The 15,520-nt window shown below is 63.4% G+C and carries 12 protein-coding genes; 7 read left to right on the forward strand and 5 right to left on the reverse strand.

Annotation, left to right across the window (positions count from 1 at the left end; translation table 11 throughout):
• Positions 1 to 13 precede the first annotated feature (13 nt).
• From ASE71_RS11650 to ASE71_RS11660, 3 genes are read right to left on the reverse strand one after another with little or no spacing between them, the layout of a single operon-like run.
• Positions 14 to 1,198 (reverse strand): acetate/propionate family kinase, encoded by a 1,185-nt coding sequence (locus tag ASE71_RS11650; RefSeq protein WP_060518201.1) that lies wholly within the window; start codon positions 1,196 to 1,198, stop codon positions 14 to 16.
• Between the two features lie 2 nt (positions 1,199 to 1,200).
• Positions 1,201 to 2,157, reverse strand: coding sequence for a phosphate acetyltransferase (locus ASE71_RS11655; RefSeq protein ID WP_060518203.1), 957 nt, complete (start codon positions 2,155 to 2,157; stop codon positions 1,201 to 1,203).
• Between the two features lie 15 nt (positions 2,158 to 2,172).
• Positions 2,173 to 4,389, reverse strand: a complete 2,217-nt coding sequence (locus tag ASE71_RS11660; RefSeq protein WP_060518205.1) for a DUF3141 domain-containing protein — start codon at positions 4,387 to 4,389, stop codon at positions 2,173 to 2,175.
• A 358-nt stretch (positions 4,390 to 4,747) separates the two neighbouring features.
• Here ASE71_RS11660 and htpG point away from each other — a divergent pair, with 358 nt between their 5' ends.
• Positions 4,748 to 6,637, forward strand: coding sequence for a molecular chaperone HtpG (htpG, locus tag ASE71_RS11665; protein WP_060518207.1), 1,890 nt, complete (start codon positions 4,748 to 4,750; stop codon positions 6,635 to 6,637).
• 92 nt (positions 6,638 to 6,729) lie between these two features.
• Here the strand turns inward: htpG and ASE71_RS11670 are convergent, their stop codons facing one another.
• Positions 6,730 to 7,914 (reverse strand): CaiB/BaiF CoA transferase family protein, encoded by a 1,185-nt coding sequence (locus tag ASE71_RS11670; RefSeq protein ID WP_060518209.1) that lies wholly within the window; start codon positions 7,912 to 7,914, stop codon positions 6,730 to 6,732.
• Positions 7,915 to 7,925: 11 nt separating this feature from the next.
• Positions 7,926 to 9,113 (reverse strand): acyl-CoA dehydrogenase, encoded by a 1,188-nt coding sequence (locus ASE71_RS11675; protein ID WP_034799596.1) that lies wholly within the window; start codon positions 9,111 to 9,113, stop codon positions 7,926 to 7,928.
• Between the two features lie 235 nt (positions 9,114 to 9,348).
• Between ASE71_RS11675 and ASE71_RS11680 the strand changes: the two genes are divergently transcribed.
• The 6 genes from ASE71_RS11680 (at position 9,349) to phnE (ending at position 15,513) form a co-directional block, all read left to right on the forward strand.
• A complete protein-coding gene (locus ASE71_RS11680) occupies positions 9,349 to 10,317 on the forward strand; it encodes a LysR family transcriptional regulator (RefSeq protein ID WP_060518211.1) in 969 nt (322 codons plus the stop codon).
• Between the two features lie 78 nt (positions 10,318 to 10,395).
• Positions 10,396 to 11,523 (forward strand): NAD(P)/FAD-dependent oxidoreductase, encoded by a 1,128-nt coding sequence (locus ASE71_RS11685; protein ID WP_060518213.1) that lies wholly within the window; start codon positions 10,396 to 10,398, stop codon positions 11,521 to 11,523.
• A 393-nt stretch (positions 11,524 to 11,916) separates the two neighbouring features.
• Complete coding sequence (locus ASE71_RS11690; protein WP_060518215.1) at positions 11,917 to 12,300, forward strand: YciI family protein; 384 nt, start codon at positions 11,917 to 11,919, stop codon at positions 12,298 to 12,300.
• Between the two features lie 248 nt (positions 12,301 to 12,548).
• The gene (gene phnC, locus ASE71_RS11695; protein WP_060518217.1) at positions 12,549 to 13,391 is read left to right on the forward strand and encodes a phosphonate ABC transporter ATP-binding protein; all 843 of its coding nucleotides are present in this window, start codon (positions 12,549 to 12,551) and stop codon (positions 13,389 to 13,391) included.
• Positions 13,392 to 13,475: 84 nt separating this feature from the next.
• Complete coding sequence (phnD, locus tag ASE71_RS11700) at positions 13,476 to 14,381, forward strand: phosphonate ABC transporter substrate-binding protein (RefSeq protein WP_060518219.1); 906 nt, start codon at positions 13,476 to 13,478, stop codon at positions 14,379 to 14,381.
• 169 nt (positions 14,382 to 14,550) lie between these two features.
• Positions 14,551 to 15,513 carry a phosphonate ABC transporter, permease protein PhnE gene (phnE, locus tag ASE71_RS11705; RefSeq protein ID WP_060518329.1) on the forward strand — a complete coding sequence of 321 codons (963 nt, stop codon included), beginning with the start codon at positions 14,551 to 14,553 and terminating at the stop codon, positions 15,511 to 15,513.
• Positions 15,514 to 15,520 lie beyond the last annotated feature (7 nt).

A 15,520-nucleotide genomic window follows, 5' to 3' on the forward strand; every position in this document is an offset into this window, starting at 1 on the left:
TGTCTCCGATGGATCAGGCTGCGCGGGTTTTAAGCAGTGCAAGCGTGTGGCGGGCGATCATCAGTTCCTCGTCGGTCGGGATGACGTAAAGCGCAACGCGGCTCGAAGGCGTCGAAATCAGCGTCGCGCCGGCCTCGTTGGCGGCTGGGTCGAGTTCGGCCCCGAGCCAGGCGATGTTCTCGGCGATGCGGGCGCGGATCTGTGCGGAGTTCTCCCCGACGCCCGCCGTGAAAACCAAGGCGTCTATGCCACGGAGCGCGGCTGCAAGCATCCCGACATTGAGCCCTGAGCGATAGACGAAGTGGTCGATGGCGAGCTTGGCATGGGGGTCTGCGCTTGCAAGCAGGTCGCGCATGTCGTTCGACACGCCGGAGAGCCCCTTGAGGCCGGCCTCGTGGTAGAGCAGGTCGGAAACGGCCTGGGCGCTCATGCCGCGCTGCAGGATCAGATAGAGCACGACGCCTGGATCGAGCTGACCGGGCCGCGTTCCCATCGGCAGGCCGTCGAGCGCGGTGAAGCCCATGGTGCTCTCGATGCTGTGACCATCGCGCAAGGCGCACATTGAGGCGCCGCTGCCGAGATGGGCGACGATGACGCGACCACCTGCGACCGCAGGCGCCACATCCCGCAGACGCTCTGAAATGTACTCATAGGAAAGGCCGTGGAAGCCGTAGCGCCGCACACCGTCCTCATAGAAGCTGCGCGGCATGGCGTAGCAGTTCACCTCTTCCGGGTGGCCATGATGGAAGGCGGTATCGAAACAGGCGACCTGCGGTACATCCGGATTGATCGCCATCGCCTGACGGATCGGAGCAAGATTGTTGGGCTGGTGCAGCGGTGCCAGATCCTGGTAGCTCGCGAGGCGATCAAGGACGTTCGCATCGATCAGCACCGGCGCCGCATAATCGGGGCCACCATGTACTACGCGATGGCCGACCGCCCGTAAGGTGAAGCCTTCGAGCGTCATCAACCAGTCGCGTGCCGCCGCGATCGCCGCCGGCAGATCGCCAACGACGTCGGCATCATAGCTCTTGTCGATCAGAATGGTGCCGTCGGCCGCTTTCGCCTGCAGGCGGGGACGCGTGCCGATGCCACCGATCTGGCCCTTGATCTGGCGTTCGAGCCCTTGATCCGTGATCCCGAAAACCTGGAACTTCAAGCTCGATGAGCCGGCGTTGACGACGAGAAGCGCATCCATGGTCATACCGCCGCAACTTGCGAGGTCCGCCGGCGCGCCGCATAGAGCGCGGCGACCGCGCAGGAGGCGAGGCGCGTGCGCACGGAGTCCGCCCGCGACGTCAGCACGATGGGCACGCGCGCTCCAAGCACGATGCCGGCAGCGTCGGCATGGGACAGGAACGTCAGGTTCTTGGCGAGCATGTTGCCCGCCTCAAGGTCCGGCACCACCAGAATCTGGGCGCGGCCGGCCACGGGCGACGTGATGCCCTTGATCCTTGCTGCCTCCGGGTCGATCGCGTTGTCGAAGGCAAGCGGACCATCGAGCAGGCCGCCGGTGATCTGGCCGCGTTCGGCCATCTTGCAGAGTGCTGCCGCCTCGATCGTTGACGGGATCTTCGTCGTTACCGTTTCGACCGCAGAAAGAATGGCGACGCGCGGCTCGCCGAGACCGATCGTCACCCAGAGATCGATGGCATTCTGTACGATGTCGCGCTTGGCTTCGAGGTCGGGAAAGATGTTGATGGCGGCGTCCGTGATGAAGAGCGTCTCTGAATGCCCCGGCACGTCCATGATGAAGACGTGGCTGATCCTTCGATCGGTCCTGAGCCCGGTCGCTGACGCCGCGACCTCCTTCATCAGTTCGTCGGTATGCAGGCTGCCTTTCATCAGCAGCTCGCCGCTACCCTCGCGGATCATCGCCACCGCTTTCGCCGCGGCCGCATGGCTATGCGGCGCGTCGACGATCTCGCACCGACCGAGGTCGAGGCCGTGTTCGGCGGCCACGCTGCGGATCTTTGCCTCTGGCCCGACGAGAACGGGCGCGATCAGCCCCATTTGCGCGGCCTCCAACGCACCGCGCAGAGAGGTCTCGTCGCAGGGATGCGCGACAATGGTGACCGCCGGCGTTTCGTCTCGCGCGGTGGCAATCAGGAGATCGTATTTGGACTGCTCAATCGGCAGTTCGGTTACCTCGGACACGTCGATACTCCCCCATCAGGTAGCGGTGCGATTGCGAATGATCTTGCCCGCCGCGATCGGAACCGGCGGCTCGCTGTCCAGGCGGAAGAGCGCGGCAACCTGCTGCAACCGCTCGGCAGCCACGCCCGTCACGGCTCCGGATGCCTCCAGTACCTCACGAAGGGCCGTAAAGGCACTGCGACGCTCCTCGACCGCCTCCGGTAGCAGCTTCGGAAGAGCGGCGAGCGCCGCAGCCTCGTCGATCAGCAGCATGAAATACTGCTCCCGCATAACGGTCTTGAAGTCGGCCAGGCTCAGTTGCTTTGCTTCCGGATGGGAAAGCCGGAGCCGGCGCACAGCCTCGAAGCCGCGTTCGTCCGCGCCTCCGCGCGCCATGCCGACGAAGGTCAGGGCTCTGGCAAGACCTTCACAGGTTCCGCCCACGGCCATTCTGGCCTTGAGTTCGGCGATCCGCGCCTTGACGAGCTCGCGGTGCAAGAGGCTCTTCTCCGCTTTGCGCGGCGGCTGGTCTGAGTTGGTGTCGATGCCGAGTGCCGCTTGCAGGGTCGGAGCGCCGTAGATGGCGTGGAAGCTTTGCTCCGAAAGATATTCAGCCGTCCGTCGCCAGGTCTCTAACCCGTCCACGATCTGCTGCGACAGCGCCTCCTGCCAGCCGATGAACGGGTTGCCGGCGGCAGCAGGTTCGCGGTTTTCACGGACATAGTCCGCGAGCGCCGACGTCCAGGCCATGAAGGGGTTGTCGGGCCCGAAAAGCGCGTATTGCAGACGCAGCGGGTGCATGTTGCGCATCGCCTCCGCCACGGGCGGCGTTGCCGCTGCCTTGACCATCGGCTGCAGATAGGTGCGATAGAGCGCCAGATTGATCTCCGAAAGCTTCGCCGCGGTGGCGAAACGCCTGTCATCCTCGATGTCGTTGCCGCCAAGCGCGCGGATGTCCTCGAGGGTGCGCGGCTCGCAGCGCATCAGCCATTCTCCGGAGACGAGCGCCCTGCCCTCGGCCGCCTCGCTCGCCGGCGTCAGCACCGCCTCGTAAAGCCCAGGCGGCAGCACGTCGATCAACTCGATGTTGGAGGCGAATTCGTCATGTTCCTTCCGCGCGACGCCGGCGGAGACGAAAATGCCGAGATGTCCCACGGTCTCGTGGACGGTGTAGACGATCGTCTGGCCGTAGGCCCGGATTTCGTCGACGCTGTCATAGAGGTCGAGGATCCAGTCGAGCGCCTGCTGCGGCGGGGTGATGTTATCGCCCTTGGAGCAGAAGACCACGATCGGCGAGCGGATGTTGCGAAGGTCGATCGCCGTGCCGTCCGATGTTCGGATTTCGCCCGCGGCAAGCTTGTTGCCCACGAAGAGTTCGTCGACGATGAACTGCATCTCCTCGGCATTGAGCGTGACGTGGCCACCCCACCAGCGTTCGAACCCGAGGTAGCGCGCGGCTTCCGTGTCGATCTTCGAATAGAGATTGTATTGCTTGGTCCAGAGGGTGTTGGCCGGATTCTGGTTCTCGAAATTCTGCACCAGCCAGGCACCGTCGAATATGCCGCCGCCGAGGTCGCCGGTCAGCGCCGTCAGCCAGCTGCCACCGAGAAGCCCGCCGGAATAGCGCATCGGGTTCTGCCCGTGCACGCCTGCCCAATAGGACAGCGGTGCGCCGGCAATGATGATCGGGCCGAAGAGTTCGGGACGCAGCGCGGCGACGATCGTGACCGCCCAACCCGCCTGGCAGTTTCCGATCACACAGGGCTTTCCGTCCGCTTGCGGATGGCGGGTGATGACGGTTTCGAGAAAGCCGGCTTCGGCCAGTGCGATGTCCTCGATCGTCTGTCCAGGAACCGGATCCGGCAAGAAGCCGATGAAGTAGCACGGATGGCCCGCTTTCAGCGCGACACCTATTTCACTGTCGGCCTTGAAGCCGCCAATGCCGGGGCCGTGGCCGGCCCGGGGGTCGACGACGACGAAGGGACGCTTGGTCGGATCGACCGTGACGCCCTCGGGCGGAACGATGCTGACCAGCGCATAGTTCACCGGCCGGGCGAGCGTGCGCCCATCGGTAACAAGCTGGGCCTCGAACTCCAGCACGTTCGGCGCGGTCTGCGTGCGATGTTCCTCGTATTGCGCGCCGCGCTGACGCATGACATCGAGAAAAAGGATCGAACGTTGCCAGGCATCGAGCGAAAAGGAATAGGCATCTGCGAAAGTCGGGATTGTCGGGCTCGTGGAATGCTTGGGCATGATGTCCACTCCTCGGTGCGATTGAAGGTCAGCCCCGTCGCCAAGGCCAATAGAGCAACGCAATTTGTCGCGCATTGACCTTAGTCAAATCGACTGGCGGCAGAGCGCGATATGAACTCGGCATGATGACCCAGGACCATCTGTCCGGGTCGCAGGAACATAACAGCGGAGTGTTACGGCGACTTGTCGCCCTTGCGAATTCCTCGCCTTCGACCCCGTTGAAGAAGCATCGTTTCGCTGGTGTTGAGTGATCTTTCGCAGTGCAGCATTGTCCAGAAATGGGGAGTGCGCAAGTCGGGCCTTGAAATTCAGGACACAGCTTGCCAATTGGGGCGAAACCCAAAGGAGTTGCCAGGCAATGAGCGAAACCGAAATGTCCGTAGAGAAACATGTCTTCGAAGCCGATGTGGCGCGACTGCTCCATTTGATGGTGCATTCGGTCTATTCCGACAAGAACGTCTTCCTCCGCGAACTGATTTCGAACGCGGCGGATGCCTGCGAGAAGCTGCGTTATGAGGCGATCGTCTCGCCGGAGCTTCTGGCGGGCGACCCGACCCCGCGCATCACCCTGACGCTGGACGAGGAAAACAACCGGCTCATCGTCGAGGACAACGGCATCGGCATGGGTCGCGACGAGCTTGTCGAAGCGCTCGGCACCATCGCCCGCTCGGGCACACGCGCCTTCATGGAGCGCATTGAAGCCGCCCAGGGCAAGGAGGGCGCGCAGCTCATCGGCCAGTTCGGCGTCGGCTTCTATTCCGCCTTCATGGTCGCCGACAAGGTCGATGTGGTTTCGCGCCGCGCCGGCTCGGAGCATGCCTTCCTGTGGTCGTCCGACGGCAAGGGCAGCTACACCGTTTCCGCAGCCGAACTTGCGGACGCCCCGGCGCGCGGCACACGCATCACGCTGCACCTGATGGAAGACGCCAAGACCTACACGTCGCGCTGGACCGTCGAGCGCATCGTCAAGGACCAGTCCGGCCACGTGCCGGTGCCTATCTCGATTCTCGAAAAGCCCGATGCCGAGCCTGTCCAGGTCGGGGACGGCACCGCGCTCTGGACCAAGCAGAAGAGCGAGATCAGCAAGGAAGACTATGCCGATTTCTACCGCGGCGTCGCCGGCCAGTATGACGACCCAGCGCTGACCGTGCATTTCCGCGCCGAAGGCCGCCATGAATATACGGCCCTTGCCTTCGTGCCCGGCTCCAAGCCATTCGATCTGTTCGACCCGGACCGCAAGGGCCGGATGAAGCTCTACGTCAAGCGCGTCTTCATCACCGACGAAGCGGAATTGCTGCCGCGTTACCTGCGTTTCGTGCGCGGCCTCGTCGACACGTCGGACCTGCCGCTCAACGTTTCGCGCGAGATGATCCAGGAAAGCCCGCTGCTCGCCAGCATCCGCAAGGGCGTCACCAATCGCGTGCTGACGGCGATCGAGAAGCTTGCGGAAAACGAGACAGAGACCTTCGACAAGCTCTGGGAAAACTTCGGCAGCGTGCTGAAGGAAGGCATCTATGAGGATTACGAGCGCCGCGAGCAGCTGGTGGCGCTGTCGCGCTTCCGCACCACTACTTCGGATGAGAGCCAGCGCAGCCTTGCCGATTACGTCAAGGACATGAAGGACGGCCAGTCGGCGATCTATTACTTGACCGGTGACAACCTCGCCCAGCTCAAGGCCTCACCACAGCTCGAAGGTTTTCGCGCCCGCGGGATCGAGGTGTTGCTGTTGACCGATCCGGTCGATAGCTTCTGGGTCACATCCGCGCCCGATTTCGACGGAAAGCCGTGGAAGTCGATCACGCAGGGTGCGGCCGATCTCAGCGCCATCGCCAAGACCGAGGGGGCCAAGGAAGAAGCGCCGCAGGCCAGCCAGCTGGTCATCGACTTCGTCGCTTTCGCCAAGGAGACGCTCGGTGCGTCCGTCTCGGACGTGCGCACCTCCGACCGCCTGACGGAAAGCGCCGTTTGCCTGGTGGCACCCGAACACGGCCCCGACCGCCAGCTCGAAAAGATGCTGCAAGGTGCTGGCCGTCTCGACGACGCCCCCAAGCCGATCCTTGAGATCAACCCGAGCCACGCTCTGATCACCGCCATGGCAGCGAGCCCCGCCGGCGATACGGCGTTCCGCACGGACGCCGTCCAACTCCTGCTCGACCAGGCGCGCGTGCTCGATGGCGACAAGCCGCAGGACCCACGCGGCTTCGCCGAACGGCTGTCGCGCGTCTTTGATCGCGCCCTCAAGGCTTAACAAGGAAGCCCTGGAAATCTCTCCGATTTCCAGGGCTTTCGCTATTTTCTTCAGGTCACGCCTCAACGTGACACTCAGCGTCTCACGTTGCGTTAATCGCTCGTCGACGCGTCCATCCCGATTTCGGCCAACACCTCGTCCGTATGCTCTCCAAGCCGCGGCACGCCACGCTCGAGCGCAAGCTCGGCGGCCGAAAACCGGATCGGCGTCCGGACCCCGGGCGACGTACCGGCAGCGGCCCCCGAATGCGGCGTATCCACCCGCATTTGCCGATGCTCGATCTGCGGATCGGCAAAGACGTCGGCAACGGTGTTGATCGGTCCGCCGGGCACGCCTGCATCTTCCAGCAACTTCAACAGCGTGTCGCGCTCGATCTTCGCGGTTTCGGCGGCGAGCTCCGGCGTCAACGTGTCCCGGTTCTGCACGCGAAGCGCGTTGGTCAGATAACGCTCGTCGGTCGCAAGATCCGAACACCCGAGCAAGGTGCAGAACTTCACGAACTGCCGGTCGTTACCAACAGCGACGATCAGGTGACCGTCCGAGGTCGGGAAGACCTGATAGGGCGCGATGTTCGGGTGCGCATTGCCGAGCCGGCGCGGCGCCTTGCCCGAGACGAGGAAGTTGAGCGCCTGGTTGGCAAGCACGCCCGTCATGCAGTCAAGCAGGGCCATGTCGATCTGCTGGCCCTCGCCGGTGCGCTCGCGCTGGGCAAGGGCTGCCTGCACGGCAATCACGCCGTAAAGACCGGTGAAGATATCGGCGAAGGCGACGCCGATTTTCTGTGGCTCGCGATCGGGCTCACCGGTCAGGTCCATGATGCCGCTCATGCCCTGGACGATGTAGTCGTAGCCGGCGCGGTGCGCATAGGGACCATCCTGGCCGAAGCCAGTGACCGAGCAGTAGATTAGCCGCGGATTGATCTTCTTCAGACTCTCGTAGTCGAGCCCGTATTTCGTAAGCCCGCCGACCTTGAAGTTCTCAAGCAGCACGTCCGACTGGGCGGCAAGGCGGCGCACGGCCTCCTGCCCCTCCTCGGTCGTGAAGTCGAGCACCACCGAGCGCTTGCCGCGGTTGCAGGCGTGGAAATAGGCGGCGTCGAGCTTCTCGCCTTCCTCGCCCGCGACGAAGGGCGGGCCCCAGGTGCGGGTGTCGTCGCCGGCCGGGCTTTCCACCTTGATGACGTCGGCACCGAGATCGGCCAGCGTCTGGCCGATCCATGGGCCTGCCAGAATGCGGGCCAGTTCCAGGACACGAATGCCCTTCAGCGGCGTTTCCATGACGGCACCGCTCAGAAGAAGGCCTGAAGGCCGGTCTGGGCGCGACCGAGGATCAGCGCATGGACGTCATGCGTGCCCTCGTAGGTGTTGACGGTCTCGAGGTTCACCATGTGGCGCATGACCTGGTATTCCTCCGAGATGCCGTTGCCGCCGTGCATGTCGCGGGCCATGCGGGCGATGTCGAGCGCCTTGCCGCAATTGTTGCGCTTGACGATCGAGATCATTTCCGGGGCCATACGGCCTTCGTCCATCAGGCGGCCGACGCGCAGCGACCCCTGCAGGCCGAGCGTGATCTCCGTCTGCATATCGGCAAGCTTCTTCTGGAAGAGCTGCGTCTGCGCCAGCGGCCGATTGAACTGCTTGCGATCGAGACCGTACTGACGTGCCGCATGCCAGCAGAACTCGGCAGCGCCGAGCGCGCCCCAGGAGATGCCGTAGCGGGCACGGTTGAGGCAGCCGAACGGGCCCTTGAGACCCTCGACGTTCGGCAGCAGCGCTTCTTCGCCGACCTCGACATTGTCCATGACGATTTCGCCGGTGATCGAAGCCCGCAGCGACAGCTTGCCGGCGATCTTCGGGGCGGACAGACCCTTCATGCCCTTTTCGAGCACGAAACCGCGGATGGCGCCTCCGTGCGCTTCCGACTTTGCCCAGACAACGAAGACATCGGCGATCGGTGCGTTAGAGATCCACATCTTCGAGCCGACGAGGCGGTAGCCGCTCTCGGTCTTGATGGCGCGCGTCTTCATGCCGGCCGGGTCAGATCCGGCGTCCGGCTCGGTCAGGCCGAAGCAGCCGATCCACTCGCCGCTGATGAGCTTCGGCAGGTACTTCTGCTTCTGCTCCTCGGAGCCATAGGCATAGATCGGATAGATCACCAGCGACGACTGCACGCTCATCATCGAGCGGTAGCCCGAATCGACGCGCTCGACTTCGCGAGCGACGAGGCCGTAGGCGACGTAGGAAGCGCCGACGCCGCCATAGGTTTCGGAAACGGTGACGCCGAGCAGACCGAGCTCGCCCATCTCGCGGAAGATCTCCGGATCGGTCGATTCTTCGCGGTAGGCGTCGATGACGCGCGGCTGCAGCCGGTCCTGCGCATAGGCCCGCGCGGTGTCGCGGATCATACGCTCGTCCTCGGTCAACTGATCGTCGAGGAGGAACGGATCATCCCATTGAAATTGCGTCTTGCCGGCCATGTTTCTCTCCCATCGGATTATTCGGCTCACGTTATCGCAAGGGGTGCATGCCGTTTCAAACGAAATTGAGGCACCGCCTCATGCGTCCGGGGAATGGCCCCTCGTTCGCCATCGAGCAGCCCATGTTGCAAATTCGCTGGAATATGACGACAAGAACGGACGTCCTTCGCTCCGCTTCCCTCCTTGCAGAACAAAGGGCCAGTTCAACGCCAGAGATCAGAAGCAAGCCACGACCATGGCCAATGACCGCCTCGAACGCTTCGCCCACAATCTCGACTGGAATCTGCTGCGCACCTTCGTCGTGCTCGTCGAGGAAGGCAGCATCACGGCCGCCGCCAACCGGTTGCTCCTGCAACAGCCGGCCGTCAGCATGGCGTTGAAGCGGTTGGAGCAAACCGTCGGCCAGAAACTCATCGACCGGCGTCCCGGGCGTTTCAACCTGACCGACGCCGGTGCGCGCCTGCATGCGCAGTGCCGCGATATCTTCGCAGCCGTCATCCGCCTGCCGAATGTTCTTGAAACCGCCGGCGAGGAGATCACCGGCCATCTCAACATCCACTCGGTCAGCCACGCGCATAATCCCGCCTGGGACCGCAAGCTCGAAAGCTTCTTTCGCCTGCACCCCAAGGTCACGCTGTCGGTCACGGTCGCAACTACCGTGGATGTGTTGAGCGCCGTCGAGCGCAATGTTGCGACCATGGGCCTATGCGACGGCAACATTCCCGACTGGCTGAACAGGCGGTTTCACGTGCGCGAGCGCTATGCGCTCTATTGCGGCAGAAGCCATCCGCTTTTCGGGGTCGAAGGCGTCGACTTCAACGACCTCAGGGGCAATCCCTATATCGCTTTCATCGCCGACGTTTTGGGCGGCCAGCACATGAACTCGGTAACCGCCGTGCGCGCGATCGGGTCTTTTGGCCAGCAGGTCCGCGCCGTCTCCTGCAATGTCGAGGAAGTGATGCGGCTGATCGCCTCCAATGTCGGCATCGGCATGCTGCCGGATCACTTGGCATCGCCAGCCGTCGCGGCGGGCCAACTGTGGCAGCTGCCGCCCTATAGCGATCTGCCCACCACCGATGTCTTCCGCATCTCCAATCCGAATGCGATTCTCAATCCGGCAGAAGCCGCATTTCTTGCCCATGTGGCCGATACGGAGCCGCTGGACCACTGCCTCGACGATCGGGCTGACCATCAGCAGAATTGATAGCCACCTTTCCAGTTATAAATTTGAACACAGATGACGCCTTGCCTATGGTCCGGCCGACAACCAACGGAGGCGGACATGCAAGACTACGACGTGGCGATCATTGGCGGTGGAATCGCCGGCCTGTCGCTTGCCTATTTCCTGGCACCGCATCGCTCCGTCGTGGTGATCGAGCGGGAAGAAGGGCTCGGCTATCACAGCACCGGCCGCTCGGCGGCAGAGTTCGTGCTGCGCTATAACGCGCCGGAGGTCTGTGCGCTGGCGGCGATATCCAAGAGCTTTTTCGATAATCCGCCCGAAGGCTTCTCGGACGTCGCGCTGCTAAAGCAGCGCGGTGGCGTCATGATCGCCAATGCCGAGAAAGTTGCCCGGTTCGAAGAGGTGTTTGCCGCGGAGAGCCGTGCCAACGCCGCAATTGAACGGCTGACCGTCGACGAGGCGATCGCGCGTGTGCCGATCCTGCGCCGCGACTATGTGGCTGCGGCCTATTACGATCCGCAGTTCTGGGACATCGAAGTCGAGAACCTGCTGCAGGGTTACGTCCGGGGCGCGCGCCGCCATGGCGCGGTAATTATCGAGCGCTCGGACGTGCTGGCGCCGCGCCGGGACGGCGACCGCTGGGTGCTGGCGACGAGTGCCGGCGAAGTCAGTGCAAAAACGATCGTCAATGCTGCCGGCGGCTGGGCCGATCCCGTCGCACAATCGTTCGGCGTCGCCCCCATCGGCATCGTGCCGCATCGCCGTACGGCGATCACCGTCGACCTGCCCGAAGGCATCGACGCGCTGACGCTGCCCGAAATCAACGAGATCGATGAAGACTTCTACATGAAGCCCGAAGGAGGGCGGCTGCTTTCCTCGCCCGCTGACGCAACGCCGTGCGATCCGGCCGACGTCCAGCCGGAGGAGATCGACGTCGCCTGGGCTGCGCACTACGTCGAGGAGGCAACGACCGTGCCGGTGCGCCGTATCTTCAAGAGTTGGGCCGGCATGCGCAGCTTCTCGCCGGACAAGCTTCCGGTGATCGGCCTTGCCCGCGAGCGACCGGATTTCTTCTGGCTCGCCGGCCAGGGCGGCTACGGCATCCTCACCTCACCGGCGCTCGGCGCATTCGCCGCAAGCCTCCTCGTGGGCGCACCAGCGCCCGAGGCCTTCGAAGCGATCGGCCTCGATGCCGTAAAGTTCAGCCCGGCTCGATTGGAACGCTAGCCCGAGCAGAGTTGGCCGCAGGCGAGGAAGGCCACGCCCAGCACGATACTGCGGGCCGCTCCGGGGTCGAAATACGACTGTGACGAGGTCTTCGGCAATGCCGCGATCGATGAAGGCCTTCGCGCGCTCAGCCGAAGATATCCACCCGGGCGCGAAGTTGCCCGCTCGCTCGCCCGCGGCTTCGTCTGGAGGGCCCGCGACGCAGCAGCCCGCGGCGAGATCAAGCGCCGTTCTCGGATTGCCAGGCAGGCCTGTCGCTGGGCAGCGGCGGCCTGGGGCTGATCCGCTGAACACGCGCCCCACTCCGGCTGCACGCTCGGTGACGCCGTCCGCACGACGAGGCGTTGATGCGGCCGGCGAAACCTGACAGGAATACGCGCGGGAGGACGGTTCATGTATTACGCAATCTTGGCCTACCATACAGCAGGCGTCGTCGAATCCTGGACCGAGGAGGAGGACGAAGCGCTGATGTCCGACCTGCTTGAAGTTCATGACCGGTTCGTCCAGCAGAAGGCCTTTGGCCCGGCCGCACGGCTCGGGCCTACCGAAGGTGCTGTGACGCTGAGGGGCAAGGGCGAAGGCATTGTCACCGATGGCCCCTTCGCCGAAACCAAGGAGCAATTGCTCGGCCTCTACGTCGTCGACTTCCCGGCCATCGACGCGGCAGTTGACGCCGCGCGCGAATTGCGCCGCTCCAATCCGACCGCGATCTACGAGATCCGGCCGATTGCGCTCTATATTCCCGGCGCGACGCTGGGCCCCGGTCCACAGAGCTAGCAACTGCGCCGGTCCTGCGCCGCGACGGCGGCTCCGACCACAGATATCCGCTCGATGTTGATGCGCGCGCCTTGAAGTTGACGGGGAGCGCAGGCGCCTGCGCGCAGCCATTCAAATTTTGTTAACCAAACATGCGGGGCTGTGAACTGTAACAGAACTTACAACAAACTGACATTCCGGCTTCATGAAGCGCCGATATGGCAGGGTCATACCGATGACCGGTCTCCCCGGAAGAGGACCTGCTAGACATGTTTCAGTTGAAGAATGTAACCCGCCAGTTCGGCAAGAAGACAGCCGTGAGTTCGGTTACCTTCGACATACCGCAAGGGCAGATGGTCGGCGTGATCGGCCGCTCGGGCGCCGGCAAGTCGACGCTTCTGCGTATGATCAACCGCCTCGTCGATCTGTCGTCCGGCGCGATCGTCTTCGATGGCACGGAAGTTTCGTCGCTGCGCGGTGCTGCCCTTCGCACCTGGCAGCGCGACTGCGCGATGATCTTCCAGCAGTTCAACCTGGTGCCGCGCCTCGACGTGCTCACCAACGTGCTTCTCGGGCGTCTCAACCACCGCTCGACCGTCTTGAGCATCCTCAACATGTTTACCCGCGAAGAACGCATCATGGCGATCGGCGCACTTGAGCGCCTCGGCATCGAGCAGACCGCGCTCCAGCCGGCCGGCACGCTTTCCGGTGGCCAGCAACAGCGCGTCGCGATCGCCCGTGCGCTGATGCAGCAGCCGAAGGTTCTGCTTGCCGACGAGCCGATCGCCTCGCTCGACCCGCTGAACGCCAAGATCGTCATGGATGCGCTGCGCGATATCAACGAGCGCGATGGCATAACGGTGATCACCAACCTCCACACGCTCGATACCGCCCGCAACTATTGCGAACGCATCATCGGCATGGCGCATGGCCGCGTCGTCTTCGACGGCCAACCCAAGGATCTGACCGCGGCAGCGGTTACCGAGATCTACGGCGCCGACACAGGCATCGAGGAATCGATGACCTCCACCAGCATCAACATTCCGGCGGCAGTACCGCAGGAAGAAACGGCATCGGCCGGCCTCAAGCCGCTGGCACTGGCCGGCATCTGACGCCCGCCATGATCGAAAGCCCGCGTCAAGGGCACCTCTTTGAAACCCAATAGGATCCGGCCAAGCCGGACACGGGAGAACCTTATGCTGAAGAAAGCTCTTCTGGGCGCCGTAGCGCTCCTCGCCCTCGCCGGCCACGCCCAGGCTGAAGACCTGAAGGAATTCCGCATCGGCATCCTCGGCGGCGAAAACGAAGCCGACCGCCTGCGCAACTTCCAGTGCCTGGTCGACAAGCTGCCGGCCGCCATTGGCGTCGAGAAGGTCTCGCTGTTCCCGGCCGCCGACTATGACGGCGTCATCCAGGGCCTGCTCGGCGGCACGCTCGACTACGCCGAACTCGGCGCTTCCGGCTACGCCAAGATCTACCTCGCCAAGGCTGACGCCGTCGAGCCGATCCTGACGACCGTTCAGACCGACGGTTCGACCGGCTACCACTCGATCATGGTTGCCCGCAAGGATTCCGGCATCACCAAGATCGAAGACCTGAAGGGCAAGAAGCTCGGCTTCGCCGACCCGGACTCGACCTCGGGCTACCTCGTCCCGCTCGTCACACTCCCGGAAGCGATCGGCGCCCCGGTCAAGGAATTCTTCGGTGAAACCGGCTTCGGCGGCGGTCACGAAAACCTCGTTCTCGAAGTCGTCAAGGGCACGTTTGATGCCGGCACGACCTTCGGCTCGGGCGTCGGCGAATTCAAGGACGGCTACACCTCGGGCAACCTGAAGAAGATGGTCGACAAGGGCATCCTCGACATGAACGACCTGGTCGAGCTCTGGAAGTCGCCGCTGATCCCGAACGGCCCGATCGTCGTGCGCAACACGATGAACGACGACATGAAGGCGAAGTTCAAGCAGTTCATGCTGGACCTGCCGAAGACCGACGCGGCCTGCTTCTCGGCCATCCAGGGCGGCGACTTCACCGGCTACACCGAAGTCAACGCCGACTTCTACAAGCCGATCATCGACGCCCGCAAGGCGACGATCGGCGGCTGATAGACCCGCACCACTCGGGAACGCTGGCCGCCCAAACGGCCAGCGTTTCACTGTTTGAAGGGGTGCTTTCGCATCCTTCGCCGCATTGTTTTCACGCATTTCCGGGGCGGAAAACCGCTTCGCACTTTACCTGGAAATGCTCAAGAGGCCGGCGAAAGCCGGAACGGTCATGGCAACTTCCCTGCTCCCGCGACATCTGAGCGACAACGGCGCCGTCATCGAGCGTCACTGGCAGGAACTCAGTTCCCGCCGCCGGCTCTATTCCTGGCTTGGCTTCGGCGTTCTCCTCCTGGCGCTATCGGGCTCGCTCTGGTTCGCCAACGATTCCAATGCCGGCAAGTTCTTCGACCGTTTGCCGCATTTCTTCGATTTCGTCGGCGATCTCGCGCCGCGCGACGGGCTAGAAATTTTCCGCGCCATGTTCGACCTGCCCTCGCCCTATGACGATGGCAGCTTCAAGTACAACTACCCTGAGGGCCGGCTGTACCTGACCGAAAGCTTCTACATCCCCGAATACGTGCACAAGATGCTGGAGACCGTGAACATCGCGATCTTTTCGACGGTGATCGGTACGGCCTTCGGCTTCGTGCTCTGCTTCCTTGCCGCGCGCAACCTGATGCCCAATCCGTGGATCCGAGGCATCGTTCGCCGCATCATGGAAGTTCTCCGGGCCTTTCCGGAGGTGGTGATCGCCGGCTTCTTCCTCGCGATCCTCTCGCTCGGCCCCATTCCGGCGATCGCCGCGGTCTCGATCCACACGATCGGCGCGCTCGGCAAGCTCTTTTATGAAGTGGTCGAAAACGCCGACATGAAGCCGGACGAGGGCCTGCGGGCTGCCGGCGGCAACTGGATCGAGCGCGTCTGGTTTGGCATGGTGCCGCAGGTGCTGCCCAATTTCACCAGCTATTTCCTGCTGCGCCTCGAGATCAACGTGCGCGCCTCGACGATCATCGGCGCCGTCGGTGGCGGCGGCATCGGCGAATTGCTGCGCCTTTCGATCGGCCAGGGACACCAGGCCAAGACCCTTGCAATCGTCCTCCTGCTGTTTGCGACCATTTTTGCCGTCGACCAGTTTTCCGCCTGGCTTCGCCGCCGCCTCGTTGGCGAGCAGGCCTTCCAGCTTGCCCAGTAGGTGCGTA

It is taken from the genome of Ensifer sp. Root954 (genome assembly GCF_001429005.1).
Lineage (GTDB): Bacteria > Pseudomonadota > Alphaproteobacteria > Rhizobiales > Rhizobiaceae > Ensifer > Ensifer adhaerens.

What these genes read in the sequence shown, in the direction of transcription:
- ASE71_RS11650 (WP_060518201.1), bottom strand. Translation starts at nt 1,198, where the DNA reads ATGGATGCGCTTCTCGTCGTCAACGCCGGCTCATCGAGCTTGAAGTTC.
- ASE71_RS11660 (WP_060518205.1), bottom strand. Translation starts at nt 4,389, where the DNA reads ATGCCCAAGCATTCCACGAGCCCGACAATCCCGACTTTCGCAGATGCC.
- htpG (WP_060518207.1), top strand. Translation starts at nt 4,748, where the DNA reads ATGAGCGAAACCGAAATGTCCGTAGAGAAACATGTCTTCGAAGCCGAT.
- ASE71_RS11670 (WP_060518209.1), bottom strand. Translation starts at nt 7,914, where the DNA reads ATGGAAACGCCGCTGAAGGGCATTCGTGTCCTGGAACTGGCCCGCATT.
- ASE71_RS11675 (WP_034799596.1), bottom strand. Translation starts at nt 9,113, where the DNA reads ATGGCCGGCAAGACGCAATTTCAATGGGATGATCCGTTCCTCCTCGAC.
- ASE71_RS11680 (WP_060518211.1), top strand. Translation starts at nt 9,349, where the DNA reads ATGGCCAATGACCGCCTCGAACGCTTCGCCCACAATCTCGACTGGAAT.
- ASE71_RS11685 (WP_060518213.1), top strand. Translation starts at nt 10,396, where the DNA reads ATGCAAGACTACGACGTGGCGATCATTGGCGGTGGAATCGCCGGCCTG.
- ASE71_RS11690 (WP_060518215.1), top strand. Translation starts at nt 11,917, where the DNA reads ATGTATTACGCAATCTTGGCCTACCATACAGCAGGCGTCGTCGAATCC.
- phnC (WP_060518217.1), top strand. Translation starts at nt 12,549, where the DNA reads ATGTTTCAGTTGAAGAATGTAACCCGCCAGTTCGGCAAGAAGACAGCC.
- phnD (WP_060518219.1), top strand. Translation starts at nt 13,476, where the DNA reads ATGCTGAAGAAAGCTCTTCTGGGCGCCGTAGCGCTCCTCGCCCTCGCC.
- phnE (WP_060518329.1), top strand. Translation starts at nt 14,551, where the DNA reads ATGGCAACTTCCCTGCTCCCGCGACATCTGAGCGACAACGGCGCCGTC.